Origin of the sequence: Enterococcus sp. AZ149 (assembly GCF_051714285.1) — a bacterium.
Classification (GTDB): Bacteria; Bacillota; Bacilli; order Lactobacillales; family Enterococcaceae; genus Enterococcus_D; species Enterococcus_D entomosocium.
Genome location: NZ_JBIORO010000001.1, coordinates 1,258,151 through 1,281,444 on the forward strand (window position 1 = coordinate 1,258,151; position 23,294 = coordinate 1,281,444).

The following is a 23,294-nucleotide window of genomic DNA, read 5'->3' on the forward strand; positions in this document are numbered from 1 at the left end:
TTGTTTATGAAATATCAACAAGCAACAGATTTTGAAAAACAGTTGATAAAACTGTACTACTGTCAGGGAATCGGTCTGCAAGGTTGCTGGAAGATTATTTGGCATTGGCTGGAAACAAAAGAAATGCGTTGTTCGTTGGAAGAGATGATTGCCATCGGCGTCCTTCCACAGCATAGGACGGTCTTTCGCCGATCGTGGGAGCAAATGACAGAAGAGCATATCACACAAAAGATGGGGGGACAAAACTACCTCACCTTCTTTTCAGCGGAGTATCCGATGCTTTTAAGACAAATTGCGGACCCACCATTATTACTATTTTACGAAGGAAATCTGCAATTGTTGCAAACGCCCATGATTGGATTTGTCGGCGCAAGAACAGCTTCTCGCTACGCGCGTAAAGTTTGCGAAAAGCTGATCCCGCCTTTAGTGACAGAAAACTATACGATCGTCAGTGGATTAGCAAATGGCGTCGACAGTTTTGCCCATGAATCAGCCATCAGAAATCGGGGACAAACCATTGCCGTGATTGCTTCTGGTTTGGAACATTGTTATCCTACTTCTGCGTATCCGTTGTTCCAGCAGATTCGTCAAGAACATCTAGTACTGAGTGAATATTCTCACGACACCAAACCGCAAAGACATCACTTCCCCTTACGCAATCGCATCATTGCCGGTATTTCAAAAGCAATCTGTGTGATTGAAGCTAAAGAAAGAAGCGGTTCTTTGATTACGGCACAATTAGCAATGGAAAATGGCCGAGAAGTTTTTGCAGTGCCTGGTGAAATGATTTCCGATCAGTCAAAAGGTTGTCACCACTTGATTCAAGATGGCGCAAAATGTACGATTAGTGTGTCAGATATTTTACAGGAGTTAGCCTTTTTTTGATTTTTCCAATCAACCTTCCTTGACAAACCTTTTCTTGAAAGCTATGATAAGCTACGATTTGTATGTTTCATCTGCATACGATAGGTTCACTGATTGATAGAATATAATAGTAGGAAAAATTCAGGAAGGAGCCATTCTTTATATGGCATATAAATATTTAGTAATCGTGGAATCGCCGGCAAAGGCGAAAACCATTGAAAAATACCTTGGACGAAATTACAAAGTCGTCGCAAGTGTCGGTCATATTCGTGATCTTCCGAAAAGTAAAATGGGAATTGATGTCGAAAATGACTATGAACCGCATTACATTTCGATCCGTGGCAAGGGCGATGTGATCAAAAGTCTCCGCTCAGCTGCGAAAAAAGCCGAAAAAGTCTACCTCGCAAGTGACCCGGATAGAGAAGGAGAAGCTATTGCGTGGCATTTATCTTTTCTACTAGGGTTAGATTTAAAAGATAAAAACCGAGTCGTCTTTAATGAGATCACTAAGGATGCGGTCAAGGCAGCTTTCAAAGAACCAAGAACGATCGATGTAGATCTCGTTGACGCTCAACAAGCGCGCCGGATTTTAGACCGATTGGTGGGGTATTCATTGAGCCCAATCCTTTGGCGTAAAGTGAAAAAAGGATTGAGTGCTGGCCGTGTTCAATCGGTGGCGCTTAAGATTATTATAGATCGTGAAAAAGAGATCCGTGAGTTTGTTCCTGAAGAATATTGGAGCATCGATGGGAACTTTAAAAAAGCCACGAAAAAATTCAAAGCCAATTTTTGGGGCCTAGATGGCAAAAAGAAAAAATTACCGAATGCTGAAAGCATAAAAGAAATCACCGATCGTCTTTCTAGTAAAGAGTTTCAAGTGACGAAGGTTGAAAAGAAAGAACGCAAACGCAACCCGGCGGCACCGTTTACCACCAGTAGCTTGCAACAAGAAGCAGCCCGTAAACTGAACTTTCGAACGCGGAAAACCATGATGGTCGCACAACAGCTCTATGAAGGGATCGCTCTTGGTAAACAAGGCACCGTTGGTTTGATCACCTATATGCGTACCGATTCGACCCGAATCGCAGACACAGCCAAAGGCGAAGCGGCAGAATTTATTGAAAGTACTTATGGTTCAGAGTTCTCGGCGCACGGTGGCAAAAAACGCGCGAATGCACAAGGGGCACAAGATGCCCATGAAGCGGTAAGACCAACAAGTGTGATGCGTACGCCAGAAGCCATGGAGAAATTCTTAGACAAAGACCAACTGAAACTGTATCGCTTGATCTGGTCTCGCTTTGTGGCTAGTCAAATGACGCCGGCGATTTTGGATACAATGAAAGTTACCTTGGATCAAAATGGTGTCATCTTTATTGCCAATGGTTCAAAGATCAAATTTAAAGGGTTTATGCAGGTCTATGTGGAAGGGCGCGATGATGGCAAAGAAGACAAAGAGAACATTTTGCCAGAGTTAGTTGAAGGAGATGTGGTCCAATCCGTATCGATCGAACCAAAACAGCATTTCACACAACCACCTGCCCGCTACAGTGAGGCCACCTTGATCAAAACCCTTGAAGAGAACGGTGTGGGTCGTCCTTCAACTTATGCACCAACGTTGGAAACAATCCAACGACGTTATTATGTGAAATTGACACAAAAACGTTTTGAGCCAACTGAACTTGGTGAGATCGTCAATTCATTGATCGAGGAATTCTTCCCGCAAATCGTTGATATGCATTTTACTGCTGAAATGGAAAATAGCTTGGATAGCATTGAAGCTGGGAAAGAAGAATGGGTCAAAGTCGTCGATCAATTCTACCGTCCATTTGAAAAAGAATTGACGACCGCAGAAGAAAGTATCGAAAAAATCCAAATCAAAGACGAACCTGCAGGCTTTGACTGTGACCTTTGTGGCCATCCAATGGTGATCAAATTAGGTCGCTACGGAAAATTTTATGCCTGCAGCAATTTCCCTGACTGTCGCAACACGAAACCAATCGTCAAAGAAATCGGCGTTGAGTGCCCGGTCTGTCACCAAGGCCAAGTTGTTGAACGCAAATCGAAAAAAAATCGGTTGTTTTATGGATGTACCCGCTATCCGGACTGTGACTTTACTTCTTGGGACAAACCTGTAGGCCGTAATTGTCCGAAATGTGATAATTACTTAGTCGAGAAGAAAGTCAAAGGCGGCAAGCAAGTCGTGTGTATCAATGGGGACTATGAAGAAAATGTGCAAAAATAACTAACAGGATTCCCTGTTAAAAAAAGAATCGGCGCATTCTTTTGAACGGTCAGCCTCGATGTTGGCTGACAAAAGAAAGTGCCGGTTCTTTTGATTAATACAAGCAGTTTCTTATGAGAAGAGGCGAGCTTTTGAAATAAAAGGAGAGCACTATGAAAGAAATCAATGTTATTGGTGCCGGTTTAGCCGGAAGCGAAGCTGCTTGGCAAGCAGCGCAAGCAGGTGTCGCAGTAAAGCTTTATGAAATGCGTCCTAAGAAATCGACAGAAGCCCATCATACAAATAATTTTGCTGAACTTGTTTGTACGAATTCACTTCGGGGCAACAACTTAACGAATGCGGTCGGTGTTTTGAAAGAAGAAATGCGCCGCTTAGATTCAGTCATTATTACCTCTGCAGACAAAACAGCTGTTCCAGCAGGTGGTGCTTTAGCTGTGGATCGTGATGATTTTTCAGAGTTAGTCACCAAACGTGTCAAAGAACATCCTTTAGTCACTGTCATCGAAGAGGAGATCACTGAAATTCCAGAAGGGATTACCGTGATTGCAACTGGACCTTTGACTTCTGAACCTTTATCAAAAGCGATCCAAGCTTTTAACGGATCAGAAGGATTTTATTTCTATGACGCAGCAGCACCGATCGTCGATAAATCCACCATCAATATGGATAAAGTTTATTTGAAATCACGCTACGACAAAGGCGAAGCAGCCTATCTGAACTGTCCAATGAACGAAGAGGAGTTTTATGCGTTTCGTGAAGCTTTAGTCAATGCGGAAGTGGCCCCTTTGAAAGAATTCGAAAAAGAAAAATTCTTTGAAGGATGTATGCCAATCGAAGTTATGGCTGGCCGTGGACCGAAAACTATGTTGTTTGGTCCGATGAAACCCGTTGGTTTGGAAGATCCGAAAACCGGCAAGCGTCCTTATGCAGTGATTCAGCTGCGGCAAGACAATGCAGCTGCTTCTCTGTACAACATCGTTGGTTTTCAAACACATTTGAAATGGGGCGAGCAAAAGCGGGTATTCCGGATGATCCCTGGTTTGGAAGAGGCAGAATTTGTGCGCTACGGCGTGATGCATCGGAATAGTTTTATGAATTCACCAGAGTTGTTACAACAAACGTACCAATCGAAAAAACGTGAAGACCTCTTTTTTGCTGGTCAGATGACAGGCGTTGAAGGGTATGTTGAAAGTGCAGCCAGTGGATTGATGGCCGGGATCAACGCTGCCAAACTTGCAAAAGGGGAAGCGCCGATCATTATGCCACAAGAGACGACAATTGGCAGTATGGCGTATTATATCACTCATGCAGAAGGCAAACACTTCCAACCGATGAATGCCAACTTTGGTTTGCTGCCAGAACTTCCAGAACGAATCAGAGATAAAAAATCTCGTTATGAAGCATTGGCAAACCGGGCATTAGCTGCCTTAGAAGAAGCCAAAGAACAACTATAAGAGCGATGAGTCATCACCTTCTTACTAATAAATGGTAAGAAGGTTTTTTTTTAATTTGTCTTGAAACTTTAATCAAGGTGACTTATGATAGACAGTAACAATGACAGAAGGTGGTGAAGATGGTGATTGGAGAATGGATTCATTTGATTCAAAACTATTTACAGCGTTTTCCTACAGTAATTCAATTTTTAGGATGGCTGATCCTGTTGGTCGGGGTCATTTTCGTTGTCTTTGTTTTATTTAGTTTGCTGTTAGGTCCCATTATGTGGCTTTACAATCGCATCACAGACAAAAACCGCAGCAATGTCATTAGTCGCAATGATTTTGTGATCGGTGAACTGACGGAAAAGATTGTCGGAGATACAATCGGCGAAGTCATGGAGATAGGGAGTCAAGGTGCACGTTCTGTTTATCCTGCACGTTTTTTTCGGGAAGAAGATCGTGAAAACAATGTTCGATTGCCAGTCGGAACCAAAGTCATCATTGTCGATTTTGATAAAAAAGGGATCGCGTTGGTGGTGGAAAGTAAAAATTTTATAGAATAGGAAGTGTTACGTTATGGTGGATACAGGATCAGCAGTAGATTTTTTAAGTAATCCGATTTTATGGGGTGTTGTCCTCGTTGTTTTATTGATCGCTTTTTTGATGATACGCTATCGCATTGGGAAACCCGATGAAGCATTGATCGTTACGGGGTCGTTTTTAGGAAAAGAAGGCATCAAAATCTTAAAAAACAGTGGGACGTTTGTGATTCCTATTGTTCAAAAAGCCCATAAATTAAGTTTATTAACCCACAAGTTAGAGATTGGGACACCAGAAGTTTATACGGAACAAGGCGTACCGATCAAAGCCAGTGCGACGGTGCTTGTGAAGGTCGGCAACAGTACCGAGTCGATCAAGACAGCTGCTGAGCAATACTTAGGCAAATCCACAGGTGAATTGGAAGATGAAGCCCAAGAAGTCTTAGAAGGTCACTTACGGGCGATTCTAGGAACGATGACGGTAGAAGCCATCTATAAAAACCGCGATGATTTTGCGGAACAAGTGCAAGAAGTTGCCTCTACGGATTTGAAGAAAATGGGGTTGGAGATCGTTTCGTTTACGATCAAAGATGTCAGCGACAGCAATGGCTACTTGGATGCGTTAGGACGCCCTCAGATTGCTGAAGTGAAAAAAAATGCCGAAGTAGCGGAATCCAATGCCTTAAGAGAAACTCGAATCAAGCAAGCTGAGAATGAGCAATTGGCACAGCATGAAGAGATCCGTCGCCAAACAGAAATTGCAGAAGCGACAAAAGATATGGCATTGAAACAAGCACAATACAAACAAGAACGCGAAGTTGCGGATGCGAAAGCGGAACAGATCGCGGTCGGCGAACAAATGAAAGTTCAATTGATCGAACAAGAAAAAAATATCGAGATTCAAGAAAAACAAGCGGAATTGACGGAAAAAGAATTGAATGCAACTGTCCGTAAAAAAGCCGAAGCGGATAAATATGTGGTTGAACAAAACGCTTTAGCAGACAAAGCAAGAGAAATCGCACGAGCACAAGCGGAAGCGGAAAAAGTCAAATTAGCTGCCCAAGCAGAAGCCGAACGAATTGAAAAACTAGGTAGTGCCGACGCGGAACGGATCGCAAAAGTCGGTCAAGCCGAAGCGGAAAGCCGTGAAAAGATGGCGATTGCTTTGACCAAACTGAACGAAGCTGGTATTTTGATGGAGTTCATCAAAGTGCTGCCTGAAATCGCGAAAGAGGTCAATGCGCCACTGAGCAATATTGATAAAGTGGTTAGCTTTGGCGGCAATGATGGTCTTCAATCAATGGGGGAAGCTGGTTTAGCGCGAACCTTTGATACGATCAAAGAGACAACCGGATTAGACTTAGTTGGGTTAATCAATGACACGATGTCCACAAAACAAGGAAACAAAGAGCTAGTTCAGGTTGTATCTGAAAGCACTGGTTCGCATCAGCCAACAACTGATCCAATCGAATAAAAGCAAATAAGTGGAAACGTATCAGTCCCTCTTTCTTTTGAGGAGAGGGACTGGTACGTTTTTCTGGCGCATTTAACGGATCTTTCTGAACAAAGATAAGAATCTTACGTAGATTCTTAGAAAGTTTTCACAATTATGTCTAAACTTTGAAATATTGATTAAATTCTGACAATTCATTTGTTTTTTTTTGTGGTCTATGCTAAAGTTATTTCGAATCATGAAAAGGGGGGTTAATTTGCAAACAGATCAGTTTCAAGAAGAGTTTTTTCGTTATCTTATTGTTGAAAGAGGGTATTCGGAAAAGACAAAAAAAGCGTATCAAGAAGATATGGGCGATTTTTTTCACTTCTTAAAAGAGTCTGGCAATGAAGACCCATTAGCAGTGGAATACCGCGATGTTCGCGTCTATTTAAGCTATTTGACGGAACGAGAGTACAGCCGTAATTCCATCAGTCGTAAAATGGCTAGTTTGCGATCTTTTTATCAGTTTCTAACCAAGCATGAGATCGTCAAAGAGAATCCTTTCGCCTACATTCATTTAAAAAAGAAAAACGCCAAATTGCCGCGTTTTTTTTATGAGAAGGAAATGGATGCTCTCTTTCAAAGTGTTGCTGGCGATGAGCCACTACAACAGCGCAATCAAGCATTGTTAGAAGTCCTTTATGGTTCAGGTTTGCGGGTCAGTGAGTGCAGCAGTCTCACACTGGGGGCAATCGATTGGGAAAGCGGCGTATTACTGATCCATGGGAAGGGGAATAAGGATCGCTATGTTCCTTTCGGTAGTTACGCACAAGCAGCAGTCAAACGCTATCTTTCCTCAGGACGCAAACAGCTGATGGAAAAGCAGAACAAGGAACACGAGATCCTTTTCGTGAATCATCTTGGTGACGGGATCACTGCAACTGGGATCGAATATGTTTTGAATCAAATCATTCGAAAAAGCAGTTTAGACAGTAAAATCCATCCTCATATGCTTCGGCATACGTTTGCAACCCATTTATTAAACAACGGCGCCGATATGCGGACCGTTCAAGAATTGTTGGGGCATGCCAATCTATCGACGACACAGATTTATGCGCATGTCACCAAAGACAGTTTACAAAAAAATTATCGCCAATTTCATCCACGCGCGTAAAATTGGTACAGGAGGAACATAAATGAAGTCAGAATTTCATTCAACCACCATCTGTGCGGTTGAAAAAGATGGGAAATTTGCCATGGCCGGTGACGGACAAGTAACGATGGGAGAACAGGTCGTTATGAAAGGAACCGCTCGGAAAGTCCGTCGAATTTACAACGGTGAAGTGATCGTTGGTTTTGCCGGCAGTGTGGCAGATGCCTTTACCTTGGAAGAAAAATTTGAAGGAAAACTAAATGAATACAACGGAAATTTGCAACGAGCTGCAGTAGAATTGGCACAAGAATGGCGGACTCAGCAGTCGATGCAAAAATTAGAGGCGATGCTGATCGTCATGAATGATAAGGAGATGCTTTTGGTCTCTGGGACAGGCGAAGTCATTTCGCCAGATGAAGGAATCTTAGCCATCGGTTCAGGTGGAAACTATGCCTTGGCAGCAGCCCGTGCGATGAAACGTTATGGCGGTGAACTATCTGCCAAAGAAATTGCTGAAGGTGCCTTGAATATTGCCGCAGACATTTGTGTCTTTACGAATCACAATATCATTGTAGAAGAGTTTTAAAGAGGGATGACGATATGACAAACCAAAACAAATCACCACGAGAAATCGTGAAAGAGTTAGATGAATACATCGTTGGACAAACCAACGCCAAAAAATCAGTGGCTGTTGCTTTGAGAAATCGCTACCGCCGGCTGCAATTAGATGAAAAGATGCAACAAGATGTCACACCAAAAAATATTTTGATGATCGGACCAACAGGGGTTGGTAAAACGGAAATTGCGCGACGCTTAGCAAAGATCGTTGATGCACCTTTCGTTAAGTTAGAAGCGACGAAATTCACGGAAGTCGGCTATGTCGGTCGAGACGTAGAATCGATGGTACGTGACCTCGTTGAGAATGCGATCCAAATCGTGAAAAAAGAACAATATAAAAACGTGCGGATCCAAGCAGAGAAAAAAGCCAACCGTCGTTTAGTAAAAGTCTTAGTTCCTGGTATTAAAAAGGAACAGAAAAAGAATACCAATCCTTATGAACAAATGATGAATATGTTCAACGCCGCACAACAACCAGAAGAGCCAAAAGAAGAATTGACGGATGAGATTCGCAGCAACCGTCAAGCCATTTTTGAGCAATTAGAAAAGGACCTTTTAGACAACCGGGAAGTGACGATCCAAGTCGATGAGCCGAAAAATCAAGCACCGATGATGAACAATGGCTTAGAACAAATGGGGATCGATTTGAATGAAACCTTAGGAGCATTGAAACCGCAAAAGAAAATTGAACGCACAGTAACCGTAAAAGAAGCACGAGAATTGCTGATTCAAGAAGAATCCTCAAAACTGGTCAACGACGCGGATATTCATAGTGAAGCATTACGTTTAGCAGAATCTAGTGGCATCATTTTTCTAGATGAAATCGACAAAGTATCTTCGAAATCACAGCAGTCAGGAGAAGTTTCTCGTGAAGGGGTGCAAAGAGATATCTTGCCGATCGTTGAAGGATCGCAAGTCAATACGAAATACGGAACCCTACAAACAGACCATATCCTTTTTATTGCTTCTGGGGCATTCCACCTGTCGAAACCAAGCGATCTGATCCCTGAATTGCAAGGGCGTTTCCCGATTCGTGTGGAACTAGATGATTTGACAAAAGAAGACTTTGTTAAAATTTTAACGGAGCCCAACAATGCCTTAGTCAAGCAATACATTGCCTTGTTAGGAACCGAAAATGTCAAAGTAGTCTTTACGATGGAAGCTATCGAGAAAATTGCCGAAATTGCTTATCAAGTGAATCGCGATACCGACAATATTGGTGCTCGTCGTTTGCATACGATTCTAGAGAAACTACTTGAAGACTTATTATTTGAAGCATCTGAGATGCAAATGGGTGAAATCACCATCACAGAAGCGTATGTGGAAGAAAAACTTGCGTCCATCGCAAAAGATGAAGACTTAAGCCGGTATATTTTATAAAGGGAGCGGACCAATGAAAACATTATTAGAAAAGACAAGACAAATCAACGAATTATTGCAGCAAAAAAACACCTTTAATTTAGCTTCTGATTTGCCTTACGACAAGATGGCTGTCATTTTAGGAAACATCCTAGACAGCAATGCGTATATTATTAGCATTGACGGTAGCGTGTTAGGTTTTGTTGAGAACCATGATGTCAATAATGAACGCATCAAAAAAATGTTTGTTGAAAAACAGTTTCCTAAAAATTATACAGATTTAGTCGATCACCTGACTTCCACAGAAGCTAATGTGCCAATCAGTGATGATATGACCGCTTTTCCTGTAGAAGGCCGTGAGTTGTATCCCAACGGACTAACGACCATCGTACCGATTTACGGTGCAGGAGAACGTTTAGGTACGATCATTCTTTCCAGAATCGATAAGTCCTTTGATGACGACGATTTGGTATTAGCGGAATACAGTGCGACAGTTGTTGGTATGCAATTCTTGTACCAAAAATCCCGCAGTATCGAAGAAGATGTTCGCAGTACCACAGCTGTTCAAATGGCAATCAACACCCTTTCTTATAGTGAGTTGAAAGCTGTTCAAGCGATCTTTGAGGCATTAGAAGGCGACGAAGGTCGTCTGACCGCGTCAAGTATCGCTGATCGCATTGGAATTACACGGTCGGTGATCGTAAATGCTTTGCGTAAACTAGAGTCTGCCGGCATTATAGAATCCCGCTCTTTGGGGATGAAAGGCACCTATTTAAAAGTGCTTAACAGCCGCTTTAAAGAGGAATTGACGAAACATCAATATTAGGAGATGAGACCATGACAGTTACCATCACGGCGGGTCATCTGCAAGCAAAAATTGCAGAAAAAGGGGCTGAGCTACAAAGCTTAGTTGATACAAGCAATGACCTTGAATATATTTGGCAAGCTGATCCAAACCACTGGGGAAAGCATGCGCCAATCTTATTTCCGATTGTTGGCGCCTTAAAAGAGGACACCTATCAGCATGAGGGCAAAAGTTATCATTTGCCCCGTCATGGGTTTGCCAGAGACATGGTGTTTACTGTCGTTGAAAAACGTACAGACTATGCCTTGTTTCTATTAGAAAGTTCAACTGAAACCAAAGTGAAGTATCCGTTTGATTTTCAGCTGTATGTCAGTTACGAATTAGGCGGTGATGGCTTAGTCGTCAAATACCAAGTAAAGAATAGCGGTCAAAAAGAACTATTCTTCTCCATTGGAGGACACCCTGCATTCAACGTCCCACTTGAAAAAGGGCTGACATTTGAAGACTACTACCTTTCTTTTTCTCCAAAAAAATCACGAGTGAAATTGCCATTAAAAGGCAATTATATTGATTATGAACAACGCACACTCGGTCAAACGAATACGGATTTGCGCTTGACCCACGATATGTTTGCAAATGATGCGCTGGTTTATGAAACGAAAGGATTACATTCCTACTCGATTCGCAGTGAGAAATCGCCTCATAGTGTTACGTTAAGCTACAATAATATGCCGTATGTCGGTTTTTGGTCCACGTATCCCGTAAAATCGCCGTTTCTATGTATAGAACCATGGTGCGGTATCGCAGATACACTGGAAGCTTCCGGTGAGCTTTCAGAAAAATTGGGTATTCAAGCACTTTCGCCTGAGGAGTTATTTGAAACAAAGTACTCGATCACAGTCAAATAAAAGCAGGCAAAAAGAAGCTGAGAAAAGTCATTGCACTTTTCTCAGCTTCTGCTTATTTGTTCGCTTGACGCTTATTCAGACCAAACGGTACCCGACTTTCAGTCCCGTCTTTAATACGTGAAATATTTTCGCGATGGCGAATAAAGATAAAAATCGTTACGCCGATCGCGATGAAGGTCAGCAACCAGTTTTGCTCAGGCAATATCGCAGGGGCGATAAAAGGCAAAACGACCGTCGATAAGGTGATCAAACACGCCGCGATCATACTGGTCAGGCTTACCATACTTGTCACATAAAGACAGATAACAAAAATCAATGAAGAATAAATGAAAAAGAGCGGATTGTATCCTAAGAGCATCCCAGCACTTGTCGCCACCGCTTTGCCGCCTTTAAACTTGGCAAAGATCGGAAAGGTATGACCTAAGATCGCGCAGACCCCAAACCAGAGCGGATTGACGGTATGGAGACCAAAGAGGACAGGCAAACTGGTTGCCAAAGTTCCTTTTAAGATATCCATCAATAAAACAACGATCCCGGCTTTCTTTCCTAAAACGCGAAATGTATTGGTCGTTCCCGTATTGCCGCTGCCGAATTGGCGAATATCTTTTTTGAAAAACAATTGGCCAATCCAAACACCCGAGGGGATCGAACCTAAAAGGTAAGCAACAATAAATAAAAGAATCGTATTCATAATAACCAACTTTCTTTGCAAGGCTAGGGCAATTTTAGCATGAAAACGCCTTTCCAACAATAAGAAAATCTTTCGCTAGTCAGGGAAAGAAGAAAAACAGCTTTCCTCGGAGCTGTGAAACACAAACAAGCCATTTTGTGACTCTAGCTTGTGCAAACAAAGGAAAAAGGATAAGATAGTTTAGAAAAATGTTCGCTTGAAAAAAGCGTATTTTGTGTTAAGATTTTTTTTGCAGTCCTTTCAGCAGTAAAAAAGGACTGATCAAGATTAAAGGAGCGGTGGGTTTGGCAAAGAAAACCACAGAATATAATGATGCTTCCATTCAGGTCTTAGAGGGCCTAGAAGCAGTAAGAAAACGGCCAGGAATGTATATCGGCTCGACCGATAGCCGCGGCTTACATCACTTAGTGTATGAAATCGTCGATAATGCGGTTGATGAGGCACTCTCAGGATACGGCAATGAAATCGATGTTACGATCCACAAAGACAATAGTATCAGTGTTCGAGACAACGGGCGAGGAATGCCGGTCGGGACACATGCATCGGGAATCCCTACTGTTGAAGTGATCTTCACAGTGCTACATGCCGGCGGGAAGTTTGGCCAAGGAGTCTACAAAACTTCTGGCGGCCTTCATGGGGTTGGTGCCAGTGTTGTAAATACTCTATCCAGCTGGCTGGAAGTAGTCATCGTTCGTGATGGCATCGAATACAAACAGAGCTTCAAAGACGGTGGGAAACCAGCGGGTACTTTGAAAAAAATCGGCAAAACTCGTAAACCAACTGGAACCACAGTCACCTTTAAACCTGACGACACGATCTTTTCAACAACCAAATTCTCCTATGAAATTCTCGCAGAACGTTTAAGAGAATCGGCTTTCTTGCTAAAAGGGGTCAAAATCTCCCTGACGGATGAACGTGGGGAAGAACCAATTCATGAAGTTTTTTTATATGAAGAAGGCATCAAAGAATTCGTTGATTATTTAAATGAAGAAAAAGATACCTTGACCCAGGTGGTGTATTTTTCCGGTACCAAAGAAGCAATCGAGGTAGAACTTGCCTTTCAATACAATGATGGCTATTCGGAAAATGTCTTGTCCTTTGTCAACAATGTACGTACCAAAGATGGTGGTACCCATGAAGTGGGGATGAAAACGTCAATGACGAAAGCTTTCAATGAATATGCCCGCAAGGTCAATTTGTTGAAGGAAAAAGATAAGAACCTTGAAGGTAGTGATTTTCGTGAAGGCTTAGCGGCCGTGTTGTCGATCCGTGTTCCAGAAAATCTTTTGCAATTTGAAGGGCAGACCAAAGGGAAATTAGGAACACCCTTAGCAAGAAATGCTGTAGACAATGTGATTGGCGAGCAACTAGGCTATTACCTGCAAGAAAACAGTGAAATGAGTCAAATGCTGGTTCGTAAAGCGATCAAAGCAAGAGAGGCCCGTGAAGCTGCCAGAAAGGCGAGAGAAGAAAGCCGCACAGGAAAGAAACGCAAAAAAGGTGAGTCACTGCTTTCTGGAAAATTAACGCCTGCTCAGTCTCGTAATCCTAAGAAAAATGAATTGTATTTGGTGGAGGGGGACTCAGCCGGCGGGTCAGCGAAGCAAGGCCGTGACCGCAAGTTCCAAGCGATTTTACCGTTACGAGGCAAAGTTATCAATACAGAAAAAGCCAAGATGCAGGATATTTTGAAAAATGAAGAGATCAATACCATGATCTATACTATCGGTGCCGGTGTTGGCCCAGAGTTTTCGATTGAAGACTGCAATTATGACAAAGTCATTATCATGACCGATGCGGATACCGATGGGGCGCACATCCAAGTGCTGCTTTTAACGTTTTTCTACCGGTATATGAAACCTTTGATCGAAGCGGGAAAAGTATACATTGCTTTGCCACCTTTGTATAAAGTGTCTAAAGGGTTAGGGAAAAAGGCAGTAGTCGAATATGCTTGGACGGATGATGAACTAAGCAAACTGACCCAAAAAATCGGTAAAGGCTATATGCTTCAGCGCTACAAAGGGTTGGGGGAAATGAATGCCGATCAATTGTGGGAAACGACGATGGACCCAGAAACGCGGACGCTGATTCGGGTAAGAATCGATGATGCGGCCCAAGCAGAACGCCGTGTCACCACACTGATGGGGGACAAGGTAGAACCTCGTCGGAAGTGGATCGAAAGCCATGTTCAATTCAGTTTAGAAGAAGATGGCAGTATTTTGGATAAAAAAGAAGATACGGTACCGGAATTAGTTGATGAAAAGTTAATGGATACCGAACAAGCAGAAAGCAAACATTTAGTTAAGGAATAGGAGGTGGTCTCTTGGAACACAGAAGCAATATACAAGAATTGACATTGGAAGAAGTGATGGGAGATCGCTTCGGTCGATATTCCAAATACATTATTCAAGAACGGGCATTGCCAGATATTCGTGATGGGTTAAAACCGGTTCAGCGGCGCATCTTGTTCGCCATGAACCAAGACGGCAATACGTATGACAAAGGCTTCCGCAAATCAGCGAAATCAGTCGGGAATATCATGGGGAACTTTCATCCCCATGGTGACTCGAGTATTTATGAAGCAATGGTCCGCATGAGCCAAGACTGGAAATTGCGTCAGATTTTGATTGAAATGCACGGAAACAACGGGAGTATGGATGGTGATCCGCCAGCTGCCATGCGTTATACCGAAGCACGACTTTCAGAATTAAGCGGTGAGCTGTTAAAAGATATCGAAAAAAACACCGTCGAATTGGTGTGGAATTTTGATGATACCGAAAAAGAACCAACTGTCTTACCAGCAAAATACCCAAATCTGTTAGTCAATGGCTCAACTGGGATCTCAGCTGGGTATGCAACGGAAATTCCCACCCATAATTTAGGGGAAATCATTGATGGAACGGTCTATTTGATCGACCATCCGCAAGCTTCTTTGGATCAGCTGATGAAGTATATTCCCGGCCCTGATTTTCCAACAGGAGGGATTTTACAAGGGAAAGAAGAAATCAAAAAAGCCTATGAAACAGGCAAAGGCAAAGTGATCCTGCGTTCGAAAACCAAGATCGAAGACATCAAAGGTGGCAAGCAGCAAATCGTTATCAATGAGATTCCCTATGAGGTCAATAAAGCCAATCTAGTCAAAAAAATGGATGAGATTCGTTTGAATAAACGGATCGACGGGATTGCTGAAGTGCGTGATGAAACTGACCGTACTGGTTTGCAGATCGTTGTCGAGCTGAAAAAAGAAGCAAATGCACAAGGAATTTTAAATTATTTATTTAAAAATACCGAATTGCAGATCAACTACAACTTCAACATGGTGGCTATCGACAATATGCGCCCCCAACAAGTCGGTTTGAAACGGATTTTAGAAAGCTACATCAAGCATCGGCGTGAAGTGATCGAAAAACGCAGTCGTTTTGAACTGCAAAAAGCCCAAAAGAGACAGCATATCGTCGATGGGTTAATCAAAGCTTTATCGATTCTTGATGAAGTGATCGCCACCATTCGCGGCAGTAAAGACAAAAAAGATGCCAAAAACAATCTGGTTGTTCAGCACGGTTTTACGGAAGAGCAAGCAGAAGCCATTGTGAACTTACAGTTGTACCGCTTGACCAATACGGATATCACACAATTGCAAGCAGAGGCGAAAGAACTTGCTGAAACGATCGCTGAATTGACAACGATTTTAAATGAGGAAAGTGAATTACTGAAAGTGATCAAAAAGGAATTGCGGGAGATCAAGAAAAAATATTCGACACCGCGATTGACTGAGATCGAAGCCGAAATTCAAGAAATCAAGATCGAAACACAAGTTTTAGTCGCGCAAGAAGAAGTCGTCGTGACAGTCACAAGAGACGGTTATGTCAAACGCAGCAGTTTGCGTTCTTACGGTGCCTCAAAACCAGAAGAGATCGGCATGAAAGAAGGCGACTCTTTACTTTACAGCAACCAAATGAATACGTTGGATCATCTGTTATTGGTAACCAATAAAGGAAACACGATCTATCGTCCGGTTCATGAATTGCCTGATTTAAAATGGAAAGATCTAGGCGAACATATTTCGCAAACGGTTATGACACTGGCGCAAGATGAAATGATCATTGGGGTCTTTGCCTACAAAGAGATCGATCCGTTGAAAAACTTTGTGCTGATCAGTAAAAACGGCATGATTAAACAAACACGAATGACGGAATTTGAACCTTGGCGCACCTATAAGACACGGCCAATGACGATCATGAAGCTGAAAGATGAATCAGATGAATTAGTCAATGTCTTTTTGACTGATCAAACAGAAGAAATGGATGTCTTTTTAGTCAGTCATCTTGCCTTTGGCTTACGGTATTCGCTTAATGAAGTGCCCGTTGTGGGACCAAAAGCAGCTGGGGTCAAAGCGATGAACCTTAAAGCGGATGATTATCTTATCAATGGGTTGTTAGTTTATTCAGAAGGGGATACACCGATCGTTCTGATTACCCAACGTGGCGCAGCAAAACGCATGCTAGCCCAAGAGATCACCCAATTAGGACGGGCGAAGCGTGGATTGATGGTCTTACGGGAATTGAAGAAAAACCCTCATCGCGTAGTCTATATGGGGAATGGAGAGAACCAGCAGCTACTGGTAACCAACCAAAAAGGACAAGCCTTTGAAGTCATCACGAATCAAATCCCGATCAATGATCGGACCTCCAACGGCTCATTTATCATGGATGAGAAAACAGGGGGGCAAATCTACGAAGTGAAAACACAAATCAGTCCTGCAATCGCAGAGGATTCTGTACTATAAATTATAACAAAGCAACCATTCTGTACCAGTACAGAATGGTTGCTTTTTTGCCCCTTAATTAATCTTTCACATTAATAAAAAACGCACTTTAATAAAAGATTCACATTTGATAAATGCTTATAAATCAACGTTTTTAATAATAAAAATCTTAAAAAAAACTAAATTGTTCAAAATAATTCTTGAAAACACTTGCAATCATTAGGGTGTGTGTTATACTGTTCACGTAAAGCTGTTACATTAGTGAACAGAAAATTTAAGGAGGTCCATCAGATGGAACAATGGAATGGATTTAAAGGAAAAACTTGGAAAGAAGAAGTAAACGTACGCGACTTCATCCAAGAAAACTACACACCTTATGACGGAACAGATGAATTCCTAGCAGATGCTACTGAAGCAACGACGAAGCTATGGGATCAAGTCATGGAACTGAACAAGCAAGAGCGTGAAGCTGGCGGCGTATTGGATATGGATACAAAAGTCGTTTCAACGATTACTTCTCATGGACCTGGCTACTTAGACAAAAACTTAGAAACAGTTGTTGGTTTCCAAACGGAAAAACCATTTAAACGCAGCTTGCAACCATTTGGCGGCATCCGCATGTCAGAACAAGCAGCAGAATCTTACGGCTATGAAATCGATGCGGAAGTTTCTCACATTTTCCGCGACTACCGTAAAACACATAACCAAGGGGTATTTGATGCCTATACACCTGAAATCAGAGCAGCTCGTCGTTCTGGTGTAATCACAGGTCTTCCTGATGCATACGGCCGTGGCCGGATCATTGGTGACTACCGTCGTGTTGCATTATACGGAGTGGATTTCTTGATCAAAGAAAAACAACAAGACCTATTGTATTGCGGAAACGGAACCATGTCTGAAGACATTATCCGCCAACGTGAAGAATTAAGTGAACAAATTCGCGCTTTAAGCGAATTGAAAGAATTAGGAAACATTTACGGATTTGATATTTCTAAACCAGCTCAAACGGCGAAAGAAGCATTCCAATGGTTATATCTTGGTTACTTAGCAGCCATCAAAGAGCAAAATGGTGCGGCAATGTCATTGGGACGTACGTCAACTTTCCTTGATATTTATGTTGAACGCGATTTAAAAAATGGCGTGATCACTGAAGAAGAAGCACAAGAAATCGTTGACCATTTTGTCATGAAACTACGTCTTGTGAAATTTGCTCGGACGCCTGATTACAACGCATTGTTCTCTGGTGACCCAACTTGGGTAACTGAGTCAATCGCTGGTATGGGTGAAGATGGACGCCACATGGTAACAAAAAACAGCTTCCGTTTCTTACACACGCTAGCAAACTTAGGTCCAGCACCAGAACCAAACTTGACTGTTTTATGGTCAACACGTTTGCCTCATAACTTCAAAACATTCTGTGCGAAAATGTCGATCCAAACATCAGCGATTCAATATGAAAACGATGATGTGATGCGTGGACATTGGGGCGATGATTACGGAATCGCTTGTTGTGTATCCGCAATGCGCATCGGGAAACAAATGCAATTCTTTGGTGCTCGTGCCAACTTAGCGAAAACATTGTTGTATGCAATCAACGGTGGGGTCGATGAAAAATCAAAAGCACAAGTTGGACCAAAATTCCAACCAATTACTTCTGAATACTTGGATTACAACGAAGTAATGGAAAAATATGACACAATGATGGACTGGATTTGTGATCTGTATGTGAACACATTGAACATCATTCATTACATGCATGACAAATATTCTTATGAACGCATTGAAATGGCGCTCCAAGATACAGATATTCTACGTACGATGGCTACTGGTATCGCTGGTTTCTCTGTTGCAGTTGATTCATTATCAGCGATTAAATATGCCAAAGTTCGTACGATTCGTGATGAAAACGGCATTGTTGAAGATTACGAAATCGAAGGCGATTATCCTAAATACGGAAACAATGATGACCGTGTAGATGATATCGCAGTCAACTTGTTGAAAGCTTTCATGAAGAAAGTAAAACGCACAAAAACATATCGTGATGCAAAACATACAACTTCGATCCTTACAATCACTTCTAATGTGGTTTATGGGAAGAAAACAGGGAACACGCCTGATGGACGTCGTGCAGGTGCACCATTTGCTCCAGGTGCAAACCCAATGCATGGCCGCGATACGCATGGTGCATTAGCAAGTCTTTCGTCAGTTGCGAAATTACCATATGATTACTCATTAGATGGTATTTCAAACACCTTCTCAATCGTACCTAAAGCATTAGGTCGTGACGATGAGACACAACAAGAAAACCTAGCAACAATGCTAGATGGCTATGCAGCAAAAGGTGGTCACCACTTAAATATCAACGTATTTAACCGTGATACATTACTTGATGCGCAAGCTCACCCAGAAAAATACCCACAATTAACGATTCGGGTTTCTGGTTATGCGGTTAATTTCATTAAATTAACCAAAGAACAACAAGATGATGTCATTGCTCGTACAATGCACGAAGCAATGTAATAAGCAACAACTTCAGGCGGCGGACGGGAAAATCCGCCGCCTCTTGTTTTGAGAGTATCAGACGGAGCATGGTTATCCGTCGTTTCGAAGAAAGGAAGAGCATTATGGCAGTAACAGGACAAGTACATTCAACAGAAAGTTTTGGATCAGTAGATGGACCAGGTATCCGTTTTATTGTATTCATGCAAGGATGCCGCATGCGTTGCCAGTTTTGTCATAATCCAGATACTTGGAAGATTGGCACGGGTATCGAACGAACGACCGATGACGTCTTAGAAGAGGCGTTGAAATATCGCGAATTCTGGGGACAAAAAGGTGGGATCACCGTTAGTGGTGGGGAACCGTTACTTCAAATGGACTTTCTGATCGATCTGTTTCGCAAAGCCAAAGCAGAAGGGGTCAGCACAACACTGGACACTTGCGGAAAACCATTTACACGAGAAGAGCCTTTTTTCAGTAAGTTTCAAGAGTTGATGACTGTGACTGATTTGCTGTTGTTTGATATCAAACATATCGATAACAAAGCCCATAAAGAGCTGACCACCCAATCCAATGATAATATTTTGGATATGGCAAATTATCTTTCAGAGATCAATCAGCCCGTCTGGATTCGTCATGTGCTGGTTCCTTTTAGAAGCGATTATGATGACTTCTTGATCCGTTTGGATGAATTTATCAAGACGTTGAAGAATGTCGATAAAGTTGAGATCTTACCTTATCACACGATGGGGAAATACAAGTGGGATGAGCTAGGCTTGAAATATCCCCTTGAAGGGATCGAACCACCAACCGAAGATCGGGTGAAAAATGCCAAACGTTTGCTCCATGTAGATGACTATAAAGGCTACTTAACCCGTTGATCAAAACAGGAAAGAAGAGATTGCTATTGCTTCTTTCCTGTTTTTTTACTATGATTAGAAAGTGAATATCAATTGAAATAGGAGCGATGAAGAAATGTCGAAAATATTAGTATTCGGTCACCAAAATCCTGATACCGACGCTATTGGTGCAGCGATTGCCTTTGCAAACTTACAAAATCAACTTGGGAAAGACTGTGAAGCGGTGGCGCTAGGTACACCGAATGAAGAAACACAATTTGCACTAGACACCTTTAGCCTGGCTGCTCCTCGTGTAATCGATTCAGTAACTAAGGAAACACAAGAAGTAATGCTGGTGGATCACAATGAGTTTCAGCAAAGTGCGGCAGATATTGCGGATGTTACAGTGTTGGCAGTGGTTGATCATCACCGTATTGCTAACTTTGAGACAGCCAATCCGTTGTATTATCGTGCAGAACCTGTTGGTTGTACCAGTACGATCGTATTGAAGTTATACAAAGAAAATCAAGTGGAAATTCCAAAAGCGATCGCAGGAATCATGCTTTCAGCGATCATCTCCGATACATTGTTGTTCAAATCGCCAACATGTACCGATGAAGATGTAGCGGCAGCAAAAGAATTAGCGGTTTTAGCAGGTGTTGAACTGGAAGCATACGGATTGGATATGTTGAAAGCCGGCACAAATCTTGGAACGAAATCAGCAGCAGAATTGCTGGATCTTGATGCAAAAAGCTTCCCAATGGGCGGGAAAAACATCCGTATCGGACAAGTCAATACAGTCGACCTAAAAGAGGTCTTTGACCGTCAAGCAGAATTGGAAGCTGCCATGAAAGAATCAATGTCAGCAAATGGCTATGATTTGTTCTTGCTTGTTGCTACTGATATCTTAGACAGTAATTCTGAGCTATTAGTTGTTGGTGAACCAATTGCCCCAGTAGAAGCAGCGTTTGAAACGACATTAACGAACCATCGTGCCTTTTTACCTGGCGTTGTTTCTCGTAAAAAACAAATCGTTCCTCAATTAACAGCGGTTTTCGAAGGATAATTAGGATAAATGTCAGAGTGCTGGTGAGATCTGTTTTGGTAGATCAAGCCAGCATTTTTCATGATTTTTTTAATAAGGAGTACACACAGTGAAATTTTTTTATAGTCCCCATTATCGTTCGTTGCAACCGATCCTGGCATCTTCTGAATTCCATGATTTGGTTCATGTGCTTTTAAGCTGTCAGGAACCGCCGACACTACGAGAGCTAAAAGCGAAGTTTCCAGAGGTGTCATTTGATAAAACCCTTGACCGTCTGATCGCATCAGCTTTGATCATCCGCCAAAATCGACGCTATTTTTTAGGTTTTCCTGTTTATACTGAAGAAGATCAAAAGCAGCTGCAAGAAAGTGACGGTTTTTATCAAGATGCCCTTGATTGGTCAACACAAGAAATCGCTGGTTTTCTCAAAAACTTTGCGACATTAAGTAATGAAAATAAATACTTCTATGGTTGTTTGCAGGAGGTGGAGCAGGGGATTGTTTATTCCTTGGCCCATGAAAGTTTTCAGATGATCTCATACGCAGAAGCGCCATGGCCACCAACGCTGCCGGCTTTTTTTGAAGCAAATCGCCAGCTGCAAAATCTATCGGTTTATGACGAACTAATGGATTTGATCGGTGATGTCGATCCGGTCTATTACTTAGATCAAGTAAGTGTCATCTTTGAACGTATCCGTAAAAACAAAAAAGTGCGTCCGAGTATTTTTCTAGAATCGCTTCAACAGTTGAAAATCGTTAGTTCCGAGCTAGATTTCTTGCTGGAAGAAATAAATTGTGATAATCTAAAAAACGGCCGTTATCCATCTGCTGAAAAGGATATTTTCTTGCAACGATCAGTGCTCGCTCACTTAGCGAAAAAAGCAGGTTCATACAACACGTTTTTTTTCAATGATAATTGAGATTTCTAATAATTATGTTATTTGTTTTAAATTTTCTGAATATTACAAAGCTGTTAGATGTTATTCTAATAGCTTTTTTTCTTGTTCACTAAAATGATAATTTGATGAATAAAAATTAAAATATAACGATCGTTTTGTTTGGAGATTTGATTTCTTGATGATATGATGATTTTAGAACGTTGAAAGGGGATATAAAAATGGAAGGATATAAAACGGTTGATTTTGAACAGTTGGAACGGAATAAAACGAAAGCAGAAATGATTACATTCGTATCAATGTCAGAGATAGAAGCGGCACGGCAAGCAATTACAAATGCGGGGATCGATGAAACGCGTTTTTCTGATGGAGATCTCATTCTCGCATTAAAGCAAAAGGAACGATTTGGGGCAAATACGATCGTTTCAGTGGTTATTGATTGGCTAGTGAATCAAAACTATTTAGTGAATCCCGCGAATGCCCTTCGTTATTTGGCGAAAAAAATGGCAGATGGTCCATTAACGAGTTATAAATTATTGAGTGAGGGAGAGTTTGACTGTGATGGCAATTATTACTTAATTGGTCACGCAGACAAGTCCTTGGCAGTAAATAAAGCCTATAAAGTTTACACCGATGGGCAAGTAAAAGAGCTTTGGCAAGCAAAATAATTGAAGGTGATTTCGGCTCTAGCGAAGAAGGGAAACGGCTGTAGAAGCAGTTGTTTTCGTAAAAGGATCGAAGATTGAAGGTTGTGAAGGACGCGTGAAACTAAACATTCGAATCAGCTTAGCTGGCAGTCATCTTTTGATTGGTGCATTCAGTTTGATCGGTGCATTGCTGACGCTTTATAAAGTACCAACTAGTTTTGGTACGATCCAAGTCATGTTAGGTGAAATTTATTATACCGATACGGTATTTGACCGATTTACTCAGCTTTTCTTATTGGGGATTATTAGTCTTTATACCGTAGTGACGAGTTTTTACGGGTTTCGATTCTGGTGTTTTTGCTCCGCCTCTTCTGCATTTGGGACACTGCTGGCATATGTTGAATTAACTGAGACACTTCCGGTGATGATTGTTTTCATCCTGGTTTTGGCAAGTTTGTTTCAGTTAAGTGTAGTCACATACTTCATTTTCCAAAAGCTAAAAAGTAGAGCTGAAACAGGTTGAACAGATACGTTCAAGCTGTTTTTTTCTGTCC

General features: G+C 41.9%; 19 protein-coding genes. 18 read left to right on the top strand and 1 reads right to left on the bottom strand.

All coding sequences use genetic code 11. From position 1 onward, the window contains the following. Positions 1–6 precede the first annotated feature (6 nt). From dprA to IGI94_RS06000, 10 genes are all read left to right on the top strand, one after another. Positions 7–885, top strand: coding sequence for a DNA-processing protein DprA (gene dprA, locus IGI94_RS05955; RefSeq protein WP_008379662.1), 879 nt, complete (start codon positions 7–9; stop codon positions 883–885). A 142-nt stretch (positions 886–1,027) separates the two neighbouring features. After that, positions 1,028–3,106: a type I DNA topoisomerase gene (gene topA, locus IGI94_RS05960; RefSeq protein WP_438899542.1), complete on the top strand. Its 2,079-nt coding sequence runs from the start codon at positions 1,028–1,030 to the stop codon at positions 3,104–3,106. 152 nt (positions 3,107–3,258) lie between these two features. Then, positions 3,259–4,560 (top strand): FADH(2)-oxidizing methylenetetrahydrofolate--tRNA-(uracil(54)-C(5))-methyltransferase TrmFO, encoded by a 1,302-nt coding sequence (gene trmFO, locus IGI94_RS05965; protein WP_016613226.1) that lies wholly within the window; start codon positions 3,259–3,261, stop codon positions 4,558–4,560. A gap of 119 nt (positions 4,561–4,679) precedes the next feature. Beyond that, positions 4,680–5,105, top strand: a complete 426-nt coding sequence (locus IGI94_RS05970) for a hypothetical protein (RefSeq protein WP_008379668.1) — start codon at positions 4,680–4,682, stop codon at positions 5,103–5,105. A 13-nt stretch (positions 5,106–5,118) separates the two neighbouring features. After that, positions 5,119–6,555: a flotillin family protein gene (locus tag IGI94_RS05975; protein ID WP_016613227.1), complete on the top strand. Its 1,437-nt coding sequence runs from the start codon at positions 5,119–5,121 to the stop codon at positions 6,553–6,555. A gap of 196 nt (positions 6,556–6,751) precedes the next feature. Further along, positions 6,752–7,690: a tyrosine recombinase XerC gene (xerC, locus tag IGI94_RS05980; protein ID WP_005236822.1), complete on the top strand. Its 939-nt coding sequence runs from the start codon at positions 6,752–6,754 to the stop codon at positions 7,688–7,690. A gap of 22 nt (positions 7,691–7,712) precedes the next feature. After that, positions 7,713–8,255 (top strand): ATP-dependent protease subunit HslV, encoded by a 543-nt coding sequence (gene hslV / locus IGI94_RS05985; protein WP_005229630.1) that lies wholly within the window; start codon positions 7,713–7,715, stop codon positions 8,253–8,255. A 14-nt stretch (positions 8,256–8,269) separates the two neighbouring features. Continuing rightward, positions 8,270–9,667, top strand: a complete 1,398-nt coding sequence (gene hslU, locus IGI94_RS05990) for an ATP-dependent protease ATPase subunit HslU (protein ID WP_438899543.1) — start codon at positions 8,270–8,272, stop codon at positions 9,665–9,667. 13 nt (positions 9,668–9,680) lie between these two features. Continuing rightward, positions 9,681–10,472: a GTP-sensing pleiotropic transcriptional regulator CodY gene (gene codY, locus IGI94_RS05995; RefSeq protein ID WP_005236817.1), complete on the top strand. Its 792-nt coding sequence runs from the start codon at positions 9,681–9,683 to the stop codon at positions 10,470–10,472. Between the two features lie 11 nt (positions 10,473–10,483). Continuing rightward, entirely contained in the window at positions 10,484–11,359 is an 876-nt protein-coding gene (locus tag IGI94_RS06000; protein ID WP_008379674.1) for an aldose 1-epimerase family protein, read from the top strand. A gap of 52 nt (positions 11,360–11,411) precedes the next feature. On the opposite strand, the gene plsY is transcribed toward IGI94_RS06000, so the two are convergent. Beyond that, positions 11,412–12,050, bottom strand: a complete 639-nt coding sequence (gene plsY, locus IGI94_RS06005) for a glycerol-3-phosphate 1-O-acyltransferase PlsY (RefSeq protein WP_008379676.1) — start codon at positions 12,048–12,050, stop codon at positions 11,412–11,414. A 284-nt stretch (positions 12,051–12,334) separates the two neighbouring features. On the opposite strand from plsY, the gene parE reads away from it, so the two are divergent. The 8 genes from parE (at position 12,335) to IGI94_RS06045 (ending at position 23,263) form a co-directional block, all read left to right on the top strand. After that, positions 12,335–14,362, top strand: a complete 2,028-nt coding sequence (gene parE / locus IGI94_RS06010; protein WP_438899545.1) for a DNA topoisomerase IV subunit B — start codon at positions 12,335–12,337, stop codon at positions 14,360–14,362. Between the two features lie 11 nt (positions 14,363–14,373). Next, complete coding sequence (gene parC / locus IGI94_RS06015; protein WP_005236805.1) at positions 14,374–16,836, top strand: DNA topoisomerase IV subunit A; 2,463 nt, start codon at positions 14,374–14,376, stop codon at positions 16,834–16,836. Between the two features lie 270 nt (positions 16,837–17,106). Beyond that, a complete protein-coding gene (gene pflB, locus IGI94_RS06020; RefSeq protein WP_008379680.1) occupies positions 17,107–19,335 on the top strand; it encodes a formate C-acetyltransferase in 2,229 nt (742 codons plus the stop codon). A gap of 104 nt (positions 19,336–19,439) precedes the next feature. Beyond that, positions 19,440–20,195, top strand: coding sequence for a pyruvate formate-lyase-activating protein (gene pflA, locus IGI94_RS06025; RefSeq protein WP_008379682.1), 756 nt, complete (start codon positions 19,440–19,442; stop codon positions 20,193–20,195). A 94-nt stretch (positions 20,196–20,289) separates the two neighbouring features. After that, a complete protein-coding gene (locus IGI94_RS06030) occupies positions 20,290–21,219 on the top strand; it encodes a manganese-dependent inorganic pyrophosphatase (RefSeq protein WP_008379685.1) in 930 nt (309 codons plus the stop codon). 88 nt (positions 21,220–21,307) lie between these two features. Continuing rightward, positions 21,308–22,117: a DUF1803 domain-containing protein gene (locus IGI94_RS06035; protein WP_034872210.1), complete on the top strand. Its 810-nt coding sequence runs from the start codon at positions 21,308–21,310 to the stop codon at positions 22,115–22,117. Between the two features lie 197 nt (positions 22,118–22,314). Next, entirely contained in the window at positions 22,315–22,761 is a 447-nt protein-coding gene (locus tag IGI94_RS06040; RefSeq protein ID WP_005236794.1) for a hypothetical protein, read from the top strand. 94 nt (positions 22,762–22,855) lie between these two features. Next, positions 22,856–23,263: a hypothetical protein gene (locus IGI94_RS06045; protein WP_008379690.1), complete on the top strand. Its 408-nt coding sequence runs from the start codon at positions 22,856–22,858 to the stop codon at positions 23,261–23,263. Positions 23,264–23,294: the final 31 nt, after the last annotated feature.

Bases quoted from the DNA above. Each gene is read 5' to 3' on its own strand.
- dprA (WP_008379662.1), top strand. From the start codon at position 7: ATGAAATATCAACAAGCAACAGATTTTGAAAAACAGTTGATAAAACTG.
- topA (WP_438899542.1), top strand. From the start codon at position 1,028: ATGGCATATAAATATTTAGTAATCGTGGAATCGCCGGCAAAGGCGAAA.
- trmFO (WP_016613226.1), top strand. From the start codon at position 3,259: ATGAAAGAAATCAATGTTATTGGTGCCGGTTTAGCCGGAAGCGAAGCT.
- IGI94_RS05970 (WP_008379668.1), top strand. From the start codon at position 4,680: ATGGTGATTGGAGAATGGATTCATTTGATTCAAAACTATTTACAGCGT.
- IGI94_RS05975 (WP_016613227.1), top strand. From the start codon at position 5,119: ATGGTGGATACAGGATCAGCAGTAGATTTTTTAAGTAATCCGATTTTA.
- xerC (WP_005236822.1), top strand. From the start codon at position 6,752: ATGCTAAAGTTATTTCGAATCATGAAAAGGGGGGTTAATTTGCAAACA.
- hslV (WP_005229630.1), top strand. From the start codon at position 7,713: ATGAAGTCAGAATTTCATTCAACCACCATCTGTGCGGTTGAAAAAGAT.
- hslU (WP_438899543.1), top strand. From the start codon at position 8,270: ATGACAAACCAAAACAAATCACCACGAGAAATCGTGAAAGAGTTAGAT.
- codY (WP_005236817.1), top strand. From the start codon at position 9,681: ATGAAAACATTATTAGAAAAGACAAGACAAATCAACGAATTATTGCAG.
- IGI94_RS06000 (WP_008379674.1), top strand. From the start codon at position 10,484: ATGACAGTTACCATCACGGCGGGTCATCTGCAAGCAAAAATTGCAGAA.
- plsY (WP_008379676.1), bottom strand. From the start codon at position 12,050: ATGAATACGATTCTTTTATTTATTGTTGCTTACCTTTTAGGTTCGATC.
- pflB (WP_008379680.1), top strand. From the start codon at position 17,107: ATGGAACAATGGAATGGATTTAAAGGAAAAACTTGGAAAGAAGAAGTA.
- pflA (WP_008379682.1), top strand. From the start codon at position 19,440: ATGGCAGTAACAGGACAAGTACATTCAACAGAAAGTTTTGGATCAGTA.
- IGI94_RS06030 (WP_008379685.1), top strand. From the start codon at position 20,290: ATGTCGAAAATATTAGTATTCGGTCACCAAAATCCTGATACCGACGCT.
- IGI94_RS06040 (WP_005236794.1), top strand. From the start codon at position 22,315: ATGGAAGGATATAAAACGGTTGATTTTGAACAGTTGGAACGGAATAAA.